The 18,147-nt window shown below is 59.3% G+C and carries 16 protein-coding genes; 5 read left to right on the top strand and 11 right to left on the bottom strand.

Going from position 1 to position 18,147, the window contains the following annotated elements; translation table 11 throughout:
- Positions 1-9: 9 nt before the first annotated feature.
- The 6 genes from ACESWY_RS03685 to ACESWY_RS03660 form a co-directional block, all read right to left on the bottom strand.
- Complete coding sequence (locus tag ACESWY_RS03685; RefSeq protein WP_373093042.1) at positions 10-1,767, bottom strand: DUF2130 domain-containing protein; 1,758 nt, start codon at positions 1,765-1,767, stop codon at positions 10-12.
- 150 nt (positions 1,768-1,917) lie between these two features.
- A complete protein-coding gene (locus ACESWY_RS03680) occupies positions 1,918-2,463 on the bottom strand; it encodes a metallophosphoesterase (RefSeq protein WP_373093040.1) in 546 nt (181 codons plus the stop codon).
- A 66-nt stretch (positions 2,464-2,529) separates the two neighbouring features.
- Positions 2,530-2,709, bottom strand: coding sequence for a hypothetical protein (locus ACESWY_RS03675; RefSeq protein ID WP_035137042.1), 180 nt, complete (start codon positions 2,707-2,709; stop codon positions 2,530-2,532).
- 18 nt (positions 2,710-2,727) lie between these two features.
- Complete coding sequence (locus ACESWY_RS03670; RefSeq protein WP_161145005.1) at positions 2,728-3,054, bottom strand: HIRAN domain-containing protein; 327 nt, start codon at positions 3,052-3,054, stop codon at positions 2,728-2,730.
- Positions 3,055-3,479: 425 nt separating this feature from the next.
- The gene (locus tag ACESWY_RS03665; RefSeq protein WP_195246468.1) at positions 3,480-4,859 is read right to left on the bottom strand and encodes an aldehyde dehydrogenase; all 1,380 of its coding nucleotides are present in this window, start codon (positions 4,857-4,859) and stop codon (positions 3,480-3,482) included.
- 9 nt (positions 4,860-4,868) lie between these two features.
- On the bottom strand, positions 4,869-6,089 hold the full coding sequence (locus tag ACESWY_RS03660) for an iron-containing alcohol dehydrogenase (protein WP_373093037.1): 1,221 nt from the start codon (positions 6,087-6,089) through the stop codon (positions 4,869-4,871).
- Between the two features lie 256 nt (positions 6,090-6,345).
- Between ACESWY_RS03660 and ACESWY_RS03655 the strand changes: the two genes are divergently transcribed.
- Positions 6,346-6,906 (top strand): ferritin family protein, encoded by a 561-nt coding sequence (locus ACESWY_RS03655; RefSeq protein ID WP_022094328.1) that lies wholly within the window; start codon positions 6,346-6,348, stop codon positions 6,904-6,906.
- 241 nt (positions 6,907-7,147) lie between these two features.
- Here the strand turns inward: ACESWY_RS03655 and ACESWY_RS03650 are convergent, their stop codons facing one another.
- Together ACESWY_RS03650 and pdxR are read right to left on the bottom strand one after the other, a co-directional pair.
- The gene (locus ACESWY_RS03650; RefSeq protein WP_138111895.1) at positions 7,148-8,029 is read right to left on the bottom strand and encodes a putative endonuclease domain-containing protein; all 882 of its coding nucleotides are present in this window, start codon (positions 8,027-8,029) and stop codon (positions 7,148-7,150) included.
- A 545-nt stretch (positions 8,030-8,574) separates the two neighbouring features.
- Positions 8,575-10,008: a MocR-like pyridoxine biosynthesis transcription factor PdxR gene (gene pdxR / locus ACESWY_RS03645; RefSeq protein WP_195569137.1), complete on the bottom strand. Its 1,434-nt coding sequence runs from the start codon at positions 10,006-10,008 to the stop codon at positions 8,575-8,577.
- A 145-nt stretch (positions 10,009-10,153) separates the two neighbouring features.
- Between pdxR and pdxS the strand changes: the two genes are divergently transcribed.
- The 3 genes from pdxS to ACESWY_RS03630 all read left to right on the top strand — a co-directional run bounded on the left by pdxS (position 10,154) and on the right by ACESWY_RS03630 (position 13,176).
- On the top strand, positions 10,154-11,044 hold the full coding sequence (gene pdxS, locus ACESWY_RS03640; RefSeq protein WP_138111889.1) for a pyridoxal 5'-phosphate synthase lyase subunit PdxS: 891 nt from the start codon (positions 10,154-10,156) through the stop codon (positions 11,042-11,044).
- A 20-nt stretch (positions 11,045-11,064) separates the two neighbouring features.
- A complete protein-coding gene (gene pdxT, locus ACESWY_RS03635) occupies positions 11,065-11,652 on the top strand; it encodes a pyridoxal 5'-phosphate synthase glutaminase subunit PdxT (RefSeq protein ID WP_195569138.1) in 588 nt (195 codons plus the stop codon).
- A 336-nt stretch (positions 11,653-11,988) separates the two neighbouring features.
- Entirely contained in the window at positions 11,989-13,176 is a 1,188-nt protein-coding gene (locus ACESWY_RS03630) for an IS110 family RNA-guided transposase (protein ID WP_254668721.1), read from the top strand.
- Positions 13,177-13,414: 238 nt separating this feature from the next.
- On the opposite strand, the gene ACESWY_RS03625 is transcribed toward ACESWY_RS03630, so the two are convergent.
- A complete protein-coding gene (locus tag ACESWY_RS03625; protein ID WP_035137032.1) occupies positions 13,415-14,326 on the bottom strand; it encodes a hypothetical protein in 912 nt (303 codons plus the stop codon).
- Between the two features lie 152 nt (positions 14,327-14,478).
- A complete protein-coding gene (locus ACESWY_RS03620; protein WP_229066824.1) occupies positions 14,479-15,828 on the bottom strand; it encodes an MFS transporter in 1,350 nt (449 codons plus the stop codon).
- A gap of 270 nt (positions 15,829-16,098) precedes the next feature.
- Between ACESWY_RS03620 and ACESWY_RS03615 the strand changes: the two genes are divergently transcribed.
- Positions 16,099-16,509 (top strand): peptide deformylase, encoded by a 411-nt coding sequence (locus ACESWY_RS03615; RefSeq protein ID WP_138111874.1) that lies wholly within the window; start codon positions 16,099-16,101, stop codon positions 16,507-16,509.
- A gap of 75 nt (positions 16,510-16,584) precedes the next feature.
- Here ACESWY_RS03615 and ACESWY_RS03610 read toward each other — a convergent pair whose 3' ends face one another.
- Positions 16,585-18,066, bottom strand: a complete 1,482-nt coding sequence (locus ACESWY_RS03610) for an aminotransferase class I/II-fold pyridoxal phosphate-dependent enzyme (RefSeq protein WP_138114232.1) — start codon at positions 18,064-18,066, stop codon at positions 16,585-16,587.
- Positions 18,067-18,147 lie beyond the last annotated feature (81 nt).

Raw genomic sequence — 18,147 nt, 5'->3', positions numbered from 1 at the left:
CGCTATGCCCTACTCGGCATCCTCGACCTCATACGAATCTGCCTCGGCAGGCTCATCGCCCGCGTCTGTCGCACCCTCGCGTGCCTCGTCAAACGCCACCTTCATGGTCTTGTTGCCCCAGGTGAGCTTACGAATGGTAAGCTCATCGGCCTTCTTGTTGGCTAGGCGCAGATTGTTCTCGGAGGACAGCAATGCCTCCTTGGTTTTCTGCAGATGGCTAATCGTCTTGTCAATCTCCTCGATCGCCGTCTGGAACTTACGGCTCGCAAGCTCGTAGTTGCGACCGAAATCATTCTTGAACTTTTCCATCTTGGCTTCGAAGTTCGTGACGTCGATATTCTGCTGTTTGTACTCCGCCAGCTCCTGCTTATAGCGCAGCGAACCCATGGCGGCGTTGCGAAGAAGCGTGATCATGGGAATAAAGAACTGTGGGCGAATCACGTACATCTTCTCGTAGCGATAGCTCACGTCCACGATGCCGGCGTTGTAAAGCTCGCTCTCGGGTTCGAGCAACGTGCAGAGCACCGCGTACTCACAGCCTTTCTGGCGACGATCGTGATCGAGTTTCTTAAAGAAGTCCTCGTTTTTATGTTTGGTCGCGGTCTCGTCGTTCTCGTTTTTCATCTCGAACATAATCGAAATGACCTCGTTACCGCTTGCGTCGCACTCGCGGAAGATAAAGTCGCCCTTGGTGCCCTCGGACGCATCGTTATCCTTCTCGAAGTACGCGTTAGGAAACGCCGTCATGCGCAGACGGTTAAACTCGGTCTCGCAGTGCTGCTCGAGCGACTCGCCCACCATCTTGGTGGACAGGCGGACCTTCATGTCCTTAAGGCGCTCGATCTCTTCATCCTTGTAGCGAATCAGGTCATCGCTCGCACGCTTGGCCTGCGCAAGCTCGAGCTCGTGTGCCGCCTTGGCCTGTTCCTCGCGAGAATCGCGCACAGCCAGCTCGCTCGTCAGTTTGGCACGTGCCTCATCGCGCTCTCGCTCCGCCGCGGCGACCGCCTCTGACAGGTTCATTTTTGCCATCAGTTCCTGCTCGCGCAGCTGGGCACGCAGGCCCTCGGCCTCTTGCTCGGACTGAGCCTTTGCGGCGGAAAACTTCTCCTGCGCCTTCGCGCGATAGTCAGTAAGCGCGCGCTCGGCCTCGCTGCGAGCGGCATCGAGCTCACGCTGCGACTCTGCCGCGGCAGCGGCAAGCGCCATCTCCTGGGCTTTGTCCGCCGCGGCGAGCCTGGCCTGCAGCTCAGCAATCTGAGCGTCGCGCGCAGCTAAATCGTTTTGAGCAGCGTTGCGCGCCGCCGACTCGGCAAGCTTTGCTTCGTCATCTTTGCGCCCAAGCTGCGCACGCAGGCTATCAATCTCACGCTGGAGTTCGGCATTTTCCTTTTGAGCATTGGCTCGTGCCTCTACCGCCGCGCGCTGGCTTGCACTCTCGCGCTCTGCGGCAGCGCCCTCGAGCTTAGCGCGCAGCTCGGCAAGCTCAGCATCGCGCTTGGCAACCTCTTGCGCCAGTTTCTGATCCGCAGTGTTCTTCTGCTCAACGAGCTGAGCGTTGCGCTGAGACTCTGCCTCCTGCAAAGCAGCCGTCGAACGCGAGCGCTCAAGCTCCAGCGCTTGCTCGCCCTCGCGCTGGACTGCCTTCACACGCTCGTCCAGGTCGCGCGAAAACTCGGCATCGCGTACTTGCTTGACAATATCCGCATAGCCGGACGCATCGACCTTAAAAACTTCGCCGCAATGCGGGCACTTAATCTCGTTCATAGCAGCTCCTCGATGGACGCAAATTTCGACCGCCTACACTCTACCGCGCCGCACGGACAAAAAAGGCGCCGCCGCCATAATGGCAACGGCGCCAGAACCACCACAAAGGTGCCTGTCCCCTTTGTGGTGGTTTGAGTGACAGTTTGAAAATTACAGTCCAAAGAAGTCAAGGATTTGGTCACGGCTTACGGGTCTGTAGTCGTTGGCATCAAGGCCAACGTCATAGCGCAGGATCGGGCGCTCGCGATCGCGGTTGCGTGCGTTGGCGCGGTCACCCCTGCTGTGGATATGCCCATGCAGCATAATGGCGCCACGTGCCTTGCCGTTCCAGCTGAGCATGGGGTAGTGGCTCATAACCAGACGATGGCCCTTGGCATAGCCGGGAGCAATCTCCAGGTAATCGCGCACGTTTTCCCAAATCTGCGGTACGTCGGAATCTTCCCAGTCGCCGTCATGGTTACCGCGGATGAGCGTCACGTTCTGGCATTCGATACGCTCGCGCAGGCGCACCGCCTCCGCCAGGGGCAAACGATAGGTAAAGTCACCCAGAATATAGAGGCGGTCGTCCGCAGCCACGCACTCATTGATGGCATCGATGACCTTGCGGTTCATCTCCTCGACCGAGTCAAACGGCCGGTCCATGTCGTGCAAGATATTCGTATCGCCCAGGTGCAGGTCGGCGGTAAACCACATCATCGTCTATGCCCTCATTTCGCAACGTGCTCAACTCGTGCTAAGTATACAGACGTAGCGATGCGGCGGTTATCCAAAGAGCCCGCCGAACAGTCCGCGGCGGCGCTTGTCTTGCTTTTTCGAAGCGTCACCCTGAGTTTTCTTGTCCTGCCGCATCTTACGGTCCTGTTCCAGCTCATCGTCATCGAGTAGCACATCCCACTCAAACGGATCATCTGCCAGATCAAACAGGTCATCGTCATCAAACATGGCAGCCTCCATTGCCGACTAGCGAGCATCCACCACGTAGAGCCCAACGCGCACCTGATGCCACGGGCTGCGCTCGGGGGCAACCTGTTGCACACGGGCCTCAAATACGTCCTCGTGGCCGTAATACATCATCAAGGACAGTGGGCCGACCTCGTTTCCCGGAACATAGCCAAGCTTGGTGTTGCCGTAATAAATCGCAACCGCCTCAGGGTCATGGGGATTATCGCGCTCGTCACACAGCGTCAGCTTATCGCCCGCTTTAAGATCGCCCAAGACCAAGGCGCCATCGGCATACTGAAATCCTGCAATGTGAAATGACAGAAGAACACGCGAAGGCTCGTACATAGCAGCTCCTCTAACGGCCGGATAAACCGGTGTGTAACCTTATTGAGAAGTCTACGGTCCCGTGCGGACACAAATACATCCTGTCTGCGTCCTTCAATCGTTTGCCTCAACGCTTGCGCGACAGAACGCTTGCAGATAAGATAGGAACACGGATGGCACCCGTTGCCGCGGGTCTTGCCAACTCCGATACACGTTTTCATCGTGAGAAGTGGCCGTCTTCGCTTACGCGGGGGCGGCTATTTCATTCGGCCGATAAACAGACCGAGTTCGATAGCCGCAATCAACAACGCCAATAACGAAATAACATCGCTTACGTTCATACCAAATCCCTTCTAAAGGGAGTTGGCCCATCCGTGCTCCATAACAGTAGTCTAACGCAAAATGCAGGTAATAGGAACACTTGTTCGTATTACCTGCGCCCTTTTCTAATGCACAAACATGCGCACGAATTTGTGCTTCCAGCTTGCGTAGGGCGCATACCGAAACGGCACGTCCAGCCAGGTTGCCTTGTTCACGATACTCTTCTTGTGGCTAAACGTATCGAAGCTCTCGCGGCCATGGTACTGTCCCATGCCGCTCGCGCCCATGCCGCCAAAGCCCATATGACTCGTAGCCAGATGCATGATGGTATCGTTAACGCAGCCGCCGCCAAAGGGCACGTAGCGCACAAAGCGCTGCTGAACCTCGCGATCCTGACTAAAGATATACAGGGCCAGCGGCGTCGGACGATCCGTAATAAACGCTTCGGCCTCGTCAAGGCTCTCAAACGTCAGCACTGGCAAAATGGGGCCGAAGATCTCCTCCTGCATCACGGCGTCATTGGGGGACACGCCGTCCAAAATCGTCGGCTCGATCTTGAGCGAGGCCTCGCGCGCGGTACCTCCCAGCACGACCTTATCGGGATCGATCAGCCCGCGCACGCGCGCAAAATGCTTGGCGTTGACAATATGACCGTAGTCCTCGTTATCGAGCGGATACTCGCCAAACATACGGCGGACCTCCTCCTTGATGAGGCCCAGCAGCTCGTCGTGCACGCGCGTATCGACCAGCAGGTAGTCGGGCGCCACGCAGGTCTGCCCCACGTTGAGCCATTTACCAAAGGCGATACGCCGTGCCGCAACCTTCAAGTTTGCCGTCGCATCCACGATGCAGGGACTCTTTCCGCCCAGCTCAAGCGTCACAGGCGTAAGGTTTTTACTTGCGCGCTCCATAACGAGTTTGCCGACCGGAACGCTACCGGTAAAGAAGATCTTGTCCCAGTGCTCATCGAGCAGCGCTTCGTTCTCGGCGCGCCCGCCCTCGACAACCGTCACCAGGCGCGGATCAAATGCCTCTTCACAGATTTGCCTGAGCACCGCGCTCGATGCCGGAGCATAGGCGCTCGGCTTGATGACCACGGTATTGCCCGCGGCAAGGGCGCCAGCGAGCGGCTCGAGCGTCAGCAAAAACGGATAGTTCCAGGGCGCCATGATGAGCGTGACGCCATAGGGCACGGTTTGCGTTTTGCACACGCTCACGGCGTTAGCGAGGTCGCACGGACGCAGGCGCGGACGACTCCATCGGGCCACATGCGCAATCTGATGTCGAATCTCGGAAAGCGATGTGCCAATCTCGCACATATAGGCCTCGTCATGCGACTTTCCCAAATCGGTCTTGAGCGCATGAGCGATATCGGCCTCGTGGGCCCGCACCGCATCGCGTAAACTCACGAGCGCGCGACGTCGAGCATCGACATCAAACGTGGCGTGCGTCTTAAAGTAGGCGCGCTGATCGCCGACGATGCGCGCAATTTCCTCGGTGTTCATGGCACCCTCCTAGTTCTCGTCCTCAAACATACCACCCGCGACGACCTCGTACATATGCTCGAGCTCCGAGCGGTCCATCAAAAGTGGAACGGGGTACAGGGGATTGGCCTCGGCATCGGCATGGGCCGCCATTTGCGGAATATCGGAGCGGCGAATACCCGAGACATATTTGGGGATTCCCAGGGCCTCGTTCATGCGGTCGACCCAATCGATAAAGGCCTCGACCGCAAGACTGTCCTGCGCGGTAGCCGGCGCAATGCCCGCCATGCGAGCAAGATCGGCAAGCTTGGGGGCGGCGGCGTCACCATAAGCGCGAAGCATGTGCGGCAGGATGATCGCGTTGGCCAAACCGTGCGGAATTCCGTATCGGCCGCCCAAACTGTGCGCGATGGCATGCACATATCCGACATAGGAGCGGGTAAACGCAACGCCCGCCTTATACGCCGCCGAAAGCATATTGCGACGCGCACGCATGTCGTCGCCATGCTCATAGGCCTCGAGCAAATTGTCGTGGATGAGCTGCACCGCCTGTCGCGCCATCTTGCGCGTATAGGGCGTGGTGCTTCGCCCGATAAAGGCCTCAACGGCATGCGTCAGGGCGTCCATGCCCGTCTGCCCCGTAATGGAAGCGGGCAAGCCGCACGTAAACTCGGGGTCGTGGACTGCAAAACGCGGGATGAGCACAAAGTCGTTAATGGGGTATTTGTAGTGCGTCTCGTCATCGGTGATAACCGCCGCGAGCGTGACTTCGCTTCCCGTACCGGCGGTAGTGGGAACCGCAATAAGCAGCGGCAGGAGACGATGAATCCGCAGTAGGCCGCGCATCTTGTTGATGGGCTTGTTTGGCTGCGCAATGCGTGCGCCCACGCCCTTGGCACAGTCCATGGCCGAGCCACCGCCAAAGCCGATAATGGCCTGGCAGGCGCTCTCTCGATACAGGGACGCCGCTTCTTCCACGTTTGAAACCGTGGGGTTTGCACGCGTTTCGGCATAGACCGTAACGCCAATCCCCCTGCATGCGAGCGCCGTCTCGAGCGGTGCCGTGAGCCCCAGACGGGCAATGCCGGGATCCGTCACGATAAGGACCTTCTGGATCGAGCGCTTTTGAAGCACCGCGGGCACATCCTCGGCATGCTCTAAAATGCGCGGCTCGGTATAGGGCAGGATCGGCAATGCAATGCGAAAAACCGTCTGATATGTTCGGCACCAGGCACGACGGGCTAGATGCATAAAGGAAACTCCTTCATTTGTTGATAGGTCAACATTTGCTCGCCCGATTGTACTCAGCGGCGGTCAAAGACGGCCTGCCAATCGTTAATCAATCAACATCTTCATATCTCAAAATTGTTTTATTAAAAATCATTCCTAATAGGCTTCACATTTGGTTGCATTTATGGATAATAGAACTCGTCAAGACGCACGTCCGGAGAGGGCCCTTACGGGACCGGACGAGCGCACAATCGCCATAGATCGAAAGGATCGAATCATGAAGTTTGTTTGCCCCGTTTGCGGTTATGTGGAAGAGTTCGACGGCGACCAGCTGCCCGAGGACTTCAAGTGCCCCCAGTGCGGCGTTCCCGGTTCTCGCTTCCTGAAGCAGGAGGAGGGTCAGCTCGAGTGGGCTGCCGAGCACGTCGTGGGCGTCGCCAAGATGGAGGGCGTCTCCGAGGACATCGTTGCCGACCTGCGCGCCAACTTTGAGGGCGAGTGCTCCGAGGTCGGTATGTACCTGGCCATGGCGCGCGTCGCTCATCGCGAGGGCTATCCCGAGATCGGCCTGTACTGGGAGAAGGCTGCCCACGAGGAGGCCGAGCACGCTGCCAAGTTCGCTGAGCTCCTGGGCGAGGTCGTGACCGACTCCACCAAGAAGAACCTCGAGATGCGCGTTGAGGCCGAGAACGGCGCCACCGCCGGCAAGACCGATCTTGCTAAGCGCGCCAAGGCCGCTGGCCTCGATGCCATCCACGACACCGTGCACGAGATGGCTCGCGACGAGGCTCGCCACGGCAAGGCTTTCGCCGGCCTGCTCAAGCGCTACTTCGGCTAAGCCAGCAACCTGAGACATAACCTCTAGCTCGATGAGGCCCGGACCGCATGGTTCGGGCCTTTTTCGTGCCTCACAAACTTGTTAACTACCTGAAATAGGACCGCCTTCGGCATCGGCTTCTCGTCAAAAACTAAGTGAGTAGACTTTTTGGAACTTGCCGAGCAGACCATCCATATCACTTTATAAAGCCGCAGGTAAATGCCTTGTTGCAAAACGACCTAGTCGCCAAAGTGCCAAAAGTCTACTCACTTAGATTCGCAGCCGTCCACGATCGAGCCATTTTGTGTCTAGCGGGCATCTTTCCGTCGATTACTCCCAATTTTGTCCAGTCAACGAATAGTTCAGACCTGAGTAATGTCTCAGCCCTTTGCTCATCTGAGCTTTTATCACGATATTCAGCATCGAGCATCCTGCATATGGCCTTAACGATCGCGCGGAATCTATCCTCATCCGATATCTGTCTGTGTGTAAGGAGAAGCACATCGTAGCCCATGGCCTGAAGGGCCGTCATGCGGTCAGCGTCACGCAAGCCATCCCCTGCGCGTCCGTGCGAGGCCTTTCCCTGACATTCAATGGCCACCTGTCGCCTACCGTCCGGCGAAGAAAGAAGTAGGTCGATATATACACGGGACTTTCCCACAATCGCTCGAGCACTTGTGCTTAACGTCACTTCGACATTGAGCTCTATGCCGCAAAACCCTTCGCCTCCCAGGGCTCGCGGCAGTCCAAGCAACAAAAACGCCTCGACCTCAAAAGGCGACGCGGCACCCAATGGAACGAGTTGCGATACCGCCATAAATCTATTGCCGTAACGCATCCCGCAAACATCTGAACAAAAACGGTCAAGGTCTCCGCCCAAAACCAAAGCGTCTCGACGCCATAAATTTGAGGCGATGCCGTCCTCGGACGGGCAGCGCACCCAACCGAACGTTGTCGAAATCGCGCCCGAATCAATTGCACGCGAAAGATCCGCCTCAAGTGCCGCCGGCAGGGCACACACCGCAAACAAGCCACACATCTCCGCCAATACCAAAAGAAGCTGAAGATCCGTCAGATGCCGCGACATGATGAATGTCGTCAGTAGAGGAGATGTAACCAAAAACCCATGCTCCGTTTCCAGCACGGATTCCCTGGGGAGCTCACCAAGAAACAGCCGCTGCCTGATACTGGCAGGACAAGTCCGCTTGTTTCTCGTCCGGACCAATGTATACAACGGAAAGCCGAGCACAACCGCAGCCGTCGGGTTACGGGCAAGGTCATATCGCTGCCGGTCTTCTTCCGGCCGTGGAAGCGGCGGACACAAAGCGCGGACTTGAGGAGGCAAACGCCAGTACCTAAAAGCCGATATGTCACAAAGTAGATCCTTCATAGGCACAGGAAAACACGAATTTCAACCCAGTCAGTCACGTATTGGCGCGAACGCACCAAAAATGGCGCCGAACGGACTGCCAAGTTTTCAACAGCACTCCCCAACTGGCCAAAAGCTTGCCGAGAGCTGGACGAAGCCCTGTTGAAAACCCCATTTTTTCTCATGCAGGAGCTTTGCGCGGCAAGTGAGTAGACTTTTTTGAACATCCCGAGCAGGCCGGTCATCCTGCTTTTCAAAACCGCAGGTAGATAGCTTGTTACAAAACTGCCTGGTCGCCAAAGTGCTAAAAGTCTACTCACTTAGGTTGCAGAGTGCCCCCCCATTAGCTGCAATTCCAAGCTAGTTAGCACTTTTGGACTCAGATCGTCATACTGAACAAGAATTTGAGTTGAGTTTTCAGGGACAGATGCGCCATCGGCACACCAAAAACAGTCACCAATATCGATAAAAGGGATGCTCGAGCGCGTGAGGGCCCGTGCAAAAGTGCTTCCGCCCGTTCCACGCTCCGCAACCACGATACAGTAAAGGCCCGCGTCTGCATGCTCGATCGAGACTTCCCCTGCCGGAAACGCCTTCCGCACAAGCGCCGCCAGGCCATCGCGCGCCTCGCGAGCGCGCACGCGCACGCGGTTCACATGTCGCTCGTAATCACCCGATTCCAGCAAACGAGCCAAAGCGACCTGGTCAACAGAGCTAACCGACGAGGCGTAAAAACCAAGGTTGCGCCTAAACCGCTCCATTAGCTCATCGGGCAACACCATGTACGCTAGACGCAACGCCGATGACAGGCTCTTCGAAAACGTGTTGGTGTAAATAACCGACTGGGCGGCATCGATCGATGCGAGCGCAGGAATCGGCTTGCCAGCAAGGCGAAACTCACAATCAAAGTCATCTTCGATGAGATACCGACCTGGTCGCTCGGCGGCCCAGCTCAGAAGCGCATAGCGACGCGCAATGCTCGTCACAAGGCCGGTCGGATACTGATGGGACGGCATCAGGTGAAGGACATCGGTCCCGCTTTTCTGCAGAGTGCTCAAGTCCACGCCCTCATCATCCAACGGGATATGTCGAACTTGGCAGCCCATAGCCTGATAGATACGCGTCAGACGCAAATAGCCCGGATCCTCAACCGCATACACCTTGTCCGCGCCAAGCAACTGAACCAACATGGTATCGAGCAGCTGGGCGCCCGCACCGATAACGATGTTGTTGGGGTCGACATTCATACCCCTTGTCCCGTGCAGATGGTGAGCAATTGCGCGTCGCAGCCGAGCAGTGCCCTGCGCCGGTGCGGGCGAAAAGATTTCGCGCTCGTCTTCGGATGCCAGCGTCGCCCGTAGCGCGCTTTGCCAAAGCCGCGCCGCCTCCAAAGCAGAAGGAGAAAGCGCATCGAATCGCTCGACCTGTCCGTTGACATCATGCACGCTGGGGCCCACAGAGACGGCATCTCGGTCGATGCCCTCCGCAGCCGAAGCCAAAACCGGTGCATCCGGAAGCTCGCAAGCGTAGTAGCCACGACGTGGTATTGAGCAAATATAGCCCTCAGCGAGTAACTGGCTATATGCATTCTCGATGGTAATAACACTGATTCCCAGATGACTGGCAAAGGCGCGCTTAGACGGCAAATGCTCCCCCGCCACAATGCGTCCAGCTACGATATCATCTCGAATTTGCTGGTAAACATACTCATAGAGCGATGCTTCGCCGCGTTTTTCCAAATTGTAGTCAAGCATGAGCCTATCACCTGACCTTATTAAGTCATTCAATCTGGTATTAGTCTGACCTTGTAATTATCTCGAAAACTGAGTATTTTGTCATACCCAGCTCCCCGATAGGATGTTCCGTCAAGCAATGCACATGCCAACCAAGGGAGCAACCATGGCAGAACAGAACAGCAAGGCCGACCGCGTCAAACTCAATCGCGAGCTCGCGCAGATGCTCAAGGGCGGCGTCATCATGGACGTTACCACGCCCGAGCAGGCACGCATCGCCGAGGAGGCAGGCGCCTGCGCCGTCATGGCCCTCGAGCGCATCCCGGCCGACATCCGTGCCGCAGGCGGCGTCTCGCGCATGAGCGACCCCAGGATGATCAAGGGCATCCAGGAGGCCGTCTCCATCCCCGTCATGGCCAAGTGCCGCATCGGTCACATCGTCGAGGCGCAGGTCCTGCAGGCCATCGAGATCGACTACATCGATGAGTCCGAGGTTCTCTCCCCTGCCGATGACGTCTATCACATCGACAAGACCCAGTTTGACGTGCCGTTTGTCTGCGGCGCCCGTGATCTGGGCGAGGCGCTGCGCCGTGTTGCCGAAGGCGCCACGATGATTCGCACCAAGGGTGAGCCGGGTACGGGCGACGTCGTTCAGGCCGTGCGTCACATGCGCAAGATCCAAAAGCAGATCCGTGACGTTGTTGCCCTGCGCAACGACGAGCTCTTTGAGGCAGCCAAGCAACTGCAGGTTCCGGTCGAGCTGGTGCGCGAGGTCCATGCCACGGGTAAGCTTCCCGTCGTGAACTTTGCCGCCGGCGGCGTAGCGACCCCCGCCGACGCCGCGCTGATGATGCAGCTGGGCGCCGAAGGCGTGTTTGTCGGCTCGGGCATCTTTAAGAGCGGCGACCCCGCCAAGCGCGCAGCCGCCATCGTCAAGGCCGTGGCAAACTTCACCGATGCCAAGCTCATTGCCGAGCTTTCAGAGGACCTGGGCGAGGCCATGGTGGGCATCAACGCCGACGAGATCGAGATTATCATGGAAGAGCGCGGGCGCTAGTCCAGCAGAAAGGATCGCACATGAGTGATTATGCAGACCAAACGGTCGCCGTGCTGGCGGTCCAAGGCGCATTTGCCGAGCACGAGGCAAGACTATCCGAGCTGGGCGCGCGCTGTATTGAGCTGAGGCAGGCGGCTGATTTAAAGCAGGACTTTGACCGTCTGGTACTTCCCGGCGGCGAGTCTACCGTTCAAGGGAAGCTGCTAGATGAGTTGGGCATGCTCGAGGAGCTTCGCACCCGCATTGTTGAAGGCATGCCCGTCCTGGGCACCTGCGCCGGCCTGATTCTGCTGGCTCACGACCTTGCCGCCCATGACGATAAGGGCACGCCGCGCCTGGCAACCATGGATGTGCTCGTTGAGCGCAATGCCTACGGCAGGCAGCTCGGCAGTTTTCGAACCAAGGGGCAGGTAGCTGGCATCGACGGTGAAGTGCCGCTGACGTTTATCCGCGCGCCCCGCATCGTCGAGGTCCACGGCGACGCAAAGGCCTTAGCGAAAGTCGACGGCCGTATCGTCGCCGCGCGCCAGGGCAACCAGCTCGGCGTAACCTTCCACCCCGAACTCGACGAAGACACCCGCCTCCACGAAATGTTTCTACAAATGTAGGCATCGAAATCAACAAACAAAATGAGAGTGGATAATCTCCCACTTTGAGCTTGAATGCAGACTCAAACCGGGAGATTATCCACTCTCATGCTATGCAATCGTTGGGGACGTTCTTAAACGACTAGTCAAACAAGAACGTCCATTACAGTCGAAATTGTCAGCCCGGGCCCGTCTCGGGCTACGATTGAGGCGCGCCCAGAACGGGCCGCCGACCGGGCGCCCGCGCACGGCCGAATGTCCCTGCCCCCGAGAGGGCCTGTTGGGTGCTGCCGGCGCGGGACGCGCCGCCCCCGACGGCTGATAGGAAAGTGCCGGGCAGGCGCCGCGGCTGGTAATGTGAGTGCCGAGGGGGAGGCCATCCGGTCGAACGACTACCGGAAGGATACCACCGTGAAAGCGCCATCGACCAGGCCCGCGGCCGTGCTCGGCCTAGACGTCGGCAAGTCCTCCCACTGGGCCTGCCTGATCGACCGCGACGGGGAGGTGCTGTCCAGCGCCCCCGTCCGCAACAGGGAGGCCGAGCTCGACGCGCTGTTCGCCTCCGTGCCCGCCGGCACGCTCGTCGTGGTCGACCAGTTCCGCAACATAGGGTCCCTCGCCGTGAGGCGCGCCCGCGCCGCGGGTCTGGGGGTCGCCCACCTGCCCGGCCTCGCCGCCAGCCGCGCCGCCGGGCTGTTCGCCGGCGAGGCCAAGACCGACGAGCGCGACGCCGCGGTGATCGCGCGGACCGCCCTGGGTGTGCCGGACTCCCTGTCGGGGGTCCCGGGCCGCGGCGAGGCCCTCGAGGCCGCGCGCGCCCTCTCGTCGCAGCGCGACCACGTCGTCGCCTGCGCGACCAGGGACAAGAACCGCCTGCGCGCCGTGCTGCTCGAGTCCTGCCCGGCCCTCGAGGCCGCCGTCGACCTGTCGGACCGCCGGTGGCTGGAGCTACTCGCCGGGTTCGGCGGGGCGTGGGGGATCGCCCGCTCGGGGGCCGAGGGGCCGCAGGCCGAGGCCGCCGGGGAGGCCGCGGCCGCCTCGACTGCGCCCCCGCCGGCGCTCATCGAGGCCGAGAACAGGCAGGTCAGGTTCCTGGCCGCCCGGATATCGGAGGCCCTCGACGAGGCCGGGGCCCTCGAGGCCGAGACGGCGGCGCTGCTCGAGGGCGACGAGACCTACGCGTGCCTGCTCACCGTGCCCGGCATCGGCCCGAGGACCGCGGCGCAGCTCGCGGTGTCGGTCGACATCGGGAGGTTCCCGGACCACGACCACCTGGCCTCGTACTGCGGCATAGCCCCGAGGGTGAGGAGCTCCGGAACGTCGGTGAGGTCGGTCAGGGCGTCCAGGCGCGGCGACGCGAGGCTCAAGTCCCTGCTGATCTTCTCGTGCAACAGCCTGGTGAGGTCCTCGGGGCGCTACGGCGAGTACTACCGGGCCTGCAGGGCGCGGGGCATGGGGCACGGGCGGGCGCTCAAGGCCGTCGCGAGGAAGCGGCTCAGGGCGATATACGCCGTGATGCGCGACCGGGTGCCCTACCGGGAGTAGCCCCGACGGTTGACAAAACTATAGGAACACCCAACGACTATCTTTTAGCAGGTCTGGATCATGGCAATGCCGATGTTTTGGCACCGACAGCGAGCGCCTACCAGAGCGAACAAATTGGCATGAAAAGAGGACGGCATAGACCTTCTGGTCATGCCGTCCTCTTTGAATGACAAGTTGTCGCTCTGGTGGGCGCGCAGCGTCAACTAGTTACGCGGTTTGGTAAAACCGCGTAACCCAACTAGAAGCGGTTACCGCGGAAGCCGCCACCGTTGCGGCCGCCACGGTCGCCACCGCGACCGCCGCGGTCGTTACCACGGTTGCCGCCGAAGCCGCCACGGTTGCCGCCGCGGTCGCCATAGCCACCACGGTTGCCACCAAAGCCGCCGCGACCGCCACGGTCGCCGCCACGGTCACCAAAGCCGCCACGGCCGCCACGGTCGCCACCGCGACCGCCGCGGTCGCCACCACGGCCACCACGATCGCCAAAGCCGCCGCGGCCGCCACGGTCGCCGCCACGGCCACCACGGTCGTCACGGCCGCCGCGAGGACCGCGATCCTCGTCCAGGCCCATGGCGACGAGCGGAGCGATAACCTTATCGAGAGCGGCCATCAGCTCGGTGGCCTCCTCGTAAGAAAGCTCGGGCAGGAGCTTCTCCTTCTTGTTGGCAAGCTCGACCAGGCCCTCAGCGGCATCCTCGGCGGCGAAGACAACAATCTTGCGCATATCGCCCTCGGCGTCGTCGATGCGGCCGACCAGATCGGCAGCCTCGGCCTCGGCCATCAGGCCATCGAGCTCACGAAGGCGCATGCCCAGCAGGTCGGACATTTCCTTCTGCTCCATCTTGGGCTTGAGGTCAAGAAGCTTGATGGCGCGCTCGATGTTCGCCATGCGCTCGGCCTTGGCCTCCTCCTCCTTGGAAATAGCAAAGCGACGGCTACGCAGCAGGCGGGCGGCCTTCTGCATCTTGTCCATCAGCTCTTCGTCATCGTAATCAACGGCGGCCTCGACAACCTCGGCCTCCTCCTCGGCGGAAACCTCGTCAGCAGCCTCAACCTCGGCAGCTTCGGTCTCCACGGTCTCGACTGCCTCGACCTCGGCAGCCATGGTCTCGTTCTCGGTCTCGTTCATGATCTCTTCGTTCTCGGACATGAGACTCCTTCTTGGCCCTCTCGGGCATCATCGCCCCATTCGCGGGGCCCGTCGCGCACTCTTTGCGCTTTAAACAATCATGCCTCTCGGCAAAACGTCCATTAGTTTATGGTGTCGCCATCCAATCTAGCTGCAGAATCTATGTGCACACATTAATGCGACATGTGTGACTCGCGACGAGCGTACACCAGCGACGCCACGAACCCGACCGCGGCAATTACAGCCGCCACACGCACGGCAGCTGCAAATCCAATCGCCTGGGCAACGTCCGTCGCAACGCCAGCGGCGCCGGCAGTCGCCGCAGAACTCGAGAGCAGGCCGATAAACAGCGACGGGCCAAACGATGCGGCAATCATGTTCCACGTATTGAGCAATGCCGTTCCGTGAGGATGCTCGGCGGCAGGCAGCGTCTCCAAGCCGGCCGTCTGCGAGGGGCTCAGCACCAAACCGACTCCGGCATACACCACAACGGTCAGTGCCACGACGACGCCGATGTTCATACTCGCCGCCGTCATCGAGATTGCAGTCTGCCCCACGGCAATCAGGGCAAAGCCGACCGGCAGCAGCGGCCATGCGCCACGGGCGTCCATCACGCGTCCGCCCACAATCGAGGTCACGGCGTTGCAGGCAATCGCCGGCAAAATGAGCAAGCCCGCAGCAAGTGCGGTCATGCCGTATGCGCCCTCAAAATAGAGCGGCAACAAAACGCTCATCGAGAACGTCGTCATCATCGACACCACCACAAGCAGACACGCAGGCCAATAACGAACGCTCGCCATGGGACGCACGTTAAGCACCGGATGCTCGAGCTTGAGCTGGCGGGCCGCAAACAGGCCGAGCAGCACAATGGCGGCGAAAAGCGTCACGATACCGGCAATCAGATTGGTCGAGAACTCGCCTACGGAATACACAAATGCCGTAATGCCGGCGGCGAGCAAAACAACCGACAGAATATCAAGCGTGGTGTTCGAGCGCTCTCCAACATTCTGAACAAGCTTTACGCCCGCCGCAGCGACCGCAATGCCGCCCACCAGCGGTACTACGAACACCGCCCTCCAGCCAAACAACGTGCACATAAGACCGCTGATCACGGGTCCAAACGCCGGCCCTAGCGTAATGCAGGCACCGCCCAGGCTCAGATACAGACCAAGCTTCTCGCGCGGGGCGCAAGACAGCACCACGTTCATCATGAGCGGGAACAAGATGCCCGATCCCGCAGCCTGCAAAATACGGCTTGGCAGCAAAACGCTAAACGACGGAGCGAACAGGCACAGGACTTCGCCGGCGACCATGCATCCGCATGCGAAAAACAGCAGCTTGCGCGTCGAGAAACGGCCGGACAGGAAGGCCATGATGGCCGTAAAGATCGACGTCACGATCATGTAGCCCGAAACGAGCCACTGCGCCGTGGTGGCACTCACCGAAAAGGCCGCCATAATGTCGTGCAACGCCACATTAATGATGTTCTCGTTAAACGCGGCAACAAAGGCTGCGATATACATTACGACGAGAGACGCCGCAGTGGCCGATGGCGTTTCTTGAACTTGTTGCTGAGATTTGCTCCCCATGCATTTCCTTCCTCTTGGAACGACAGTCGCATCGCCCCAGAGGAACAGTCCAGGGCGAAAATGAGCCCTAGACTTACGCCAGACGCCGTACACGACGAGTCTGGCAACATGGTCCAACGTCGAAAAATTGTAACGCGAACGCGCAGCTTTCCTTCCGCGCTATTATTAAAAGTCCACGAAAGCATGAGACATGAGGAGCCCGCCATGATTAAGCCCATCATGAAATCCGAGTTCTTTTTGCGCCTGCCTTCCGAAGACGCGGGACCCGACGATGCCGCGACCGGGCAGGATCTCCTGGATACGCTCCACGAGCATGAGCACGAGTGCGTGGGCCTCGCCGCCAACATGATCGGCGTGCGCAAACGCATCATCTGCATAAAGGACGGCAACAGGACGCTCCTGATGTACAACCCTCAAATTCTTGAGCAGGTCAATGCCTATCAGACGAGCGAAGGATGCCTCTCGCTGATCGGCGAGCGTCCCTGCACCCGCTATCGCCGCATTAAGGTGGAGTATTTGGACGAGAACTTCGTCCACCGCATCAAAAACTTCTCGGGCTACACCGCCGAGATCATCCAGCACGAAATCGACCACTGCAACGGGATCGTTATTTAGTTCCGCCGATTCAAGAAAGCTCCCTGCAGCAAAGCAACTGCAGGGAGCTTTTCATAGTGCGGAACTTCTATCCCACTAGCTCTGGCGGTAATGGTCAAAGAAGTCGGCGAGGTCTTCGAGCGACTCTTTGAGCACTTCCATGCGCGGCAGGTACACGATGCGGAAGTGATCGGGCTCGGCCCAGTTAAAGCCGCCGCCGCGCGTGATCAGAATCTTCTTCTCGTGCAGCAGGTCGAGGGCAAACTGCTCGTCATCGGTGATGTTGAACTTCTTAACATCCATCTTGGGGAAGATGTAGAACGCCGCACGCGGCTTAACCACCGAGATGCCGTCAATCTTGCTGAGTGCCTCATACACAAAGTTGCGCTGCTCGTAGACACGGCCGCCGGGACGGATGTAGTCGTTAACGGACTGATGGCCACCGAGTGCCGTCTGAACGATCGACTGAGCCGGCACGTTGGAGCACAGGCGCATGTTGGAGAGCATGTTGATGCCCATGATGAAGTCGCTCATGCAGCGCTGGTTGCCCGAAAGCACCATCCAGCCTATACGATAGCCCGCAATCATGTGCGACTTGGAAAGGCCACTAAAGGTAACGCAGGGCAGGTCGGGGGCGAGCGAGGCAATCGAGACGTGCTCGTAGCCGTCCATGCACAGGCGGTCGTAGATCTCATCGGCAAAAATCATCAGCTGATGCCTGCGTGCAACCTCGACGATGCCCTCGAGCACCTCGCGCGGATAGACGGAACCCGTGGGGTTGTTGGGGTTGATGATGACGAGGGCTTTGGTCGCGCTCGTGATCTTGGACTCCATATCCTCCAGGTCGGGATACCAATCCGCCTGCTCATCGCACAGATAGTGCACGGGATGACCACCGGCAAGTGTTGCGCACGCCGTCCAGAGCGGATAGTCGGGGCTGGGGATCAGAATCTCGTCGCCATTGTCGAGCAGCGCGTTCATCGAAAGCTGAATGAGCTCGGACACGCCGTTGCCTGTGTAGATATGCTCCATCTGAACGTTGGGCAGACCCTTGATCTGCGAATACTGCATAATCGCCTTGCGCGCGGAGAACAGGCCGCGCGAGTTGGAATAGCCTTCGCAGTCGGGCAGCTGCTGGCGCATGTCCTTGATAACCTCGTCGGGCGTGCGGAAACCGAAGGGCGCCGGGTTGCCGATATTGAGCTTGAGGATGCGCTCGCCTTCGTCCTCCATACGGGCAGCCTCGTCGACGACGGGGCCGCGCACGTCATACAGAACGTTCTCGAGTTTGGTGGATTTGGAAAAAGTACGCATGGTGGTGCTCCTTGGAATTTGAGCTGAGGGATGGGGTTCGGGCTTGGAAACGTTGCGGGACGATGATGCCTCGCCCTGATCGGCGTCACCGGCGAGCAGCCAGGTAACATCGACCTCCAAGATGCGGGCGAGCAGCTCTGCCACGTCGCGCCGCGGAATCGTCTTGCCGCTCACATATTGGCTCATCTGACTCTTGCCGAGTTTTTTGCCGAGCATCTCCGATGCGCGGATTACGTCCGACTGGCGAACGTCGCGATCGGACATAGCCTGTCGCAGGCGATTACTAAACGTCTCTTGGGCCACAGGAACCTCCTTGCTGGCAAAGTTCAATTTATAGAACACGAA

Origin of the sequence: Collinsella aerofaciens ATCC 25986, assembly GCF_964237925.1 — a bacterium.
GTDB lineage: Bacteria > Actinomycetota > Coriobacteriia > Coriobacteriales > Coriobacteriaceae > Collinsella > Collinsella aerofaciens_BJ.
The sequence above is the reverse complement of the archived record's forward strand: the minus strand, read 5'-3'. Positions and strand labels throughout refer to the sequence as shown.

Coding starts and splice junctions, on each gene's coding strand:
- pdxR (WP_195569137.1), bottom strand. CDS start 10,008: ATGCTTGACTACAATTTGGAAAAACGCGGCGAAGCATCGCTCTATGAG.
- ACESWY_RS03670 (WP_161145005.1), bottom strand. CDS start 3,054: ATGTACGAGCCTTCGCGTGTTCTTCTGTCATTTCACATTGCAGGATTT.
- ACESWY_RS03675 (WP_035137042.1), bottom strand. CDS start 2,709: ATGTTTGATGACGATGACCTGTTTGATCTGGCAGATGATCCGTTTGAG.
- pdxS (WP_138111889.1), top strand. CDS start 10,154: ATGGCAGAACAGAACAGCAAGGCCGACCGCGTCAAACTCAATCGCGAG.
- pdxT (WP_195569138.1), top strand. CDS start 11,065: ATGAGTGATTATGCAGACCAAACGGTCGCCGTGCTGGCGGTCCAAGGC.
- ACESWY_RS03680 (WP_373093040.1), bottom strand. CDS start 2,463: ATGATGTGGTTTACCGCCGACCTGCACCTGGGCGATACGAATATCTTG.
- ACESWY_RS03655 (WP_022094328.1), top strand. CDS start 6,346: ATGAAGTTTGTTTGCCCCGTTTGCGGTTATGTGGAAGAGTTCGACGGC.
- ACESWY_RS03685 (WP_373093042.1), bottom strand. CDS start 1,767: ATGAACGAGATTAAGTGCCCGCATTGCGGCGAAGTTTTTAAGGTCGAT.
- ACESWY_RS03615 (WP_138111874.1), top strand. CDS start 16,099: ATGATTAAGCCCATCATGAAATCCGAGTTCTTTTTGCGCCTGCCTTCC.
- ACESWY_RS03665 (WP_195246468.1), bottom strand. CDS start 4,859: ATGAACACCGAGGAAATTGCGCGCATCGTCGGCGATCAGCGCGCCTAC.
- ACESWY_RS03620 (WP_229066824.1), bottom strand. CDS start 15,828: ATGTATATCGCAGCCTTTGTTGCCGCGTTTAACGAGAACATCATTAAT.
- ACESWY_RS03660 (WP_373093037.1), bottom strand. CDS start 6,089: ATGCATCTAGCCCGTCGTGCCTGGTGCCGAACATATCAGACGGTTTTT.
- ACESWY_RS03625 (WP_035137032.1), bottom strand. CDS start 14,326: ATGTCCGAGAACGAAGAGATCATGAACGAGACCGAGAACGAGACCATG.
- ACESWY_RS03610 (WP_138114232.1), bottom strand. CDS start 18,066: ATGTCCGATCGCGACGTTCGCCAGTCGGACGTAATCCGCGCATCGGAG.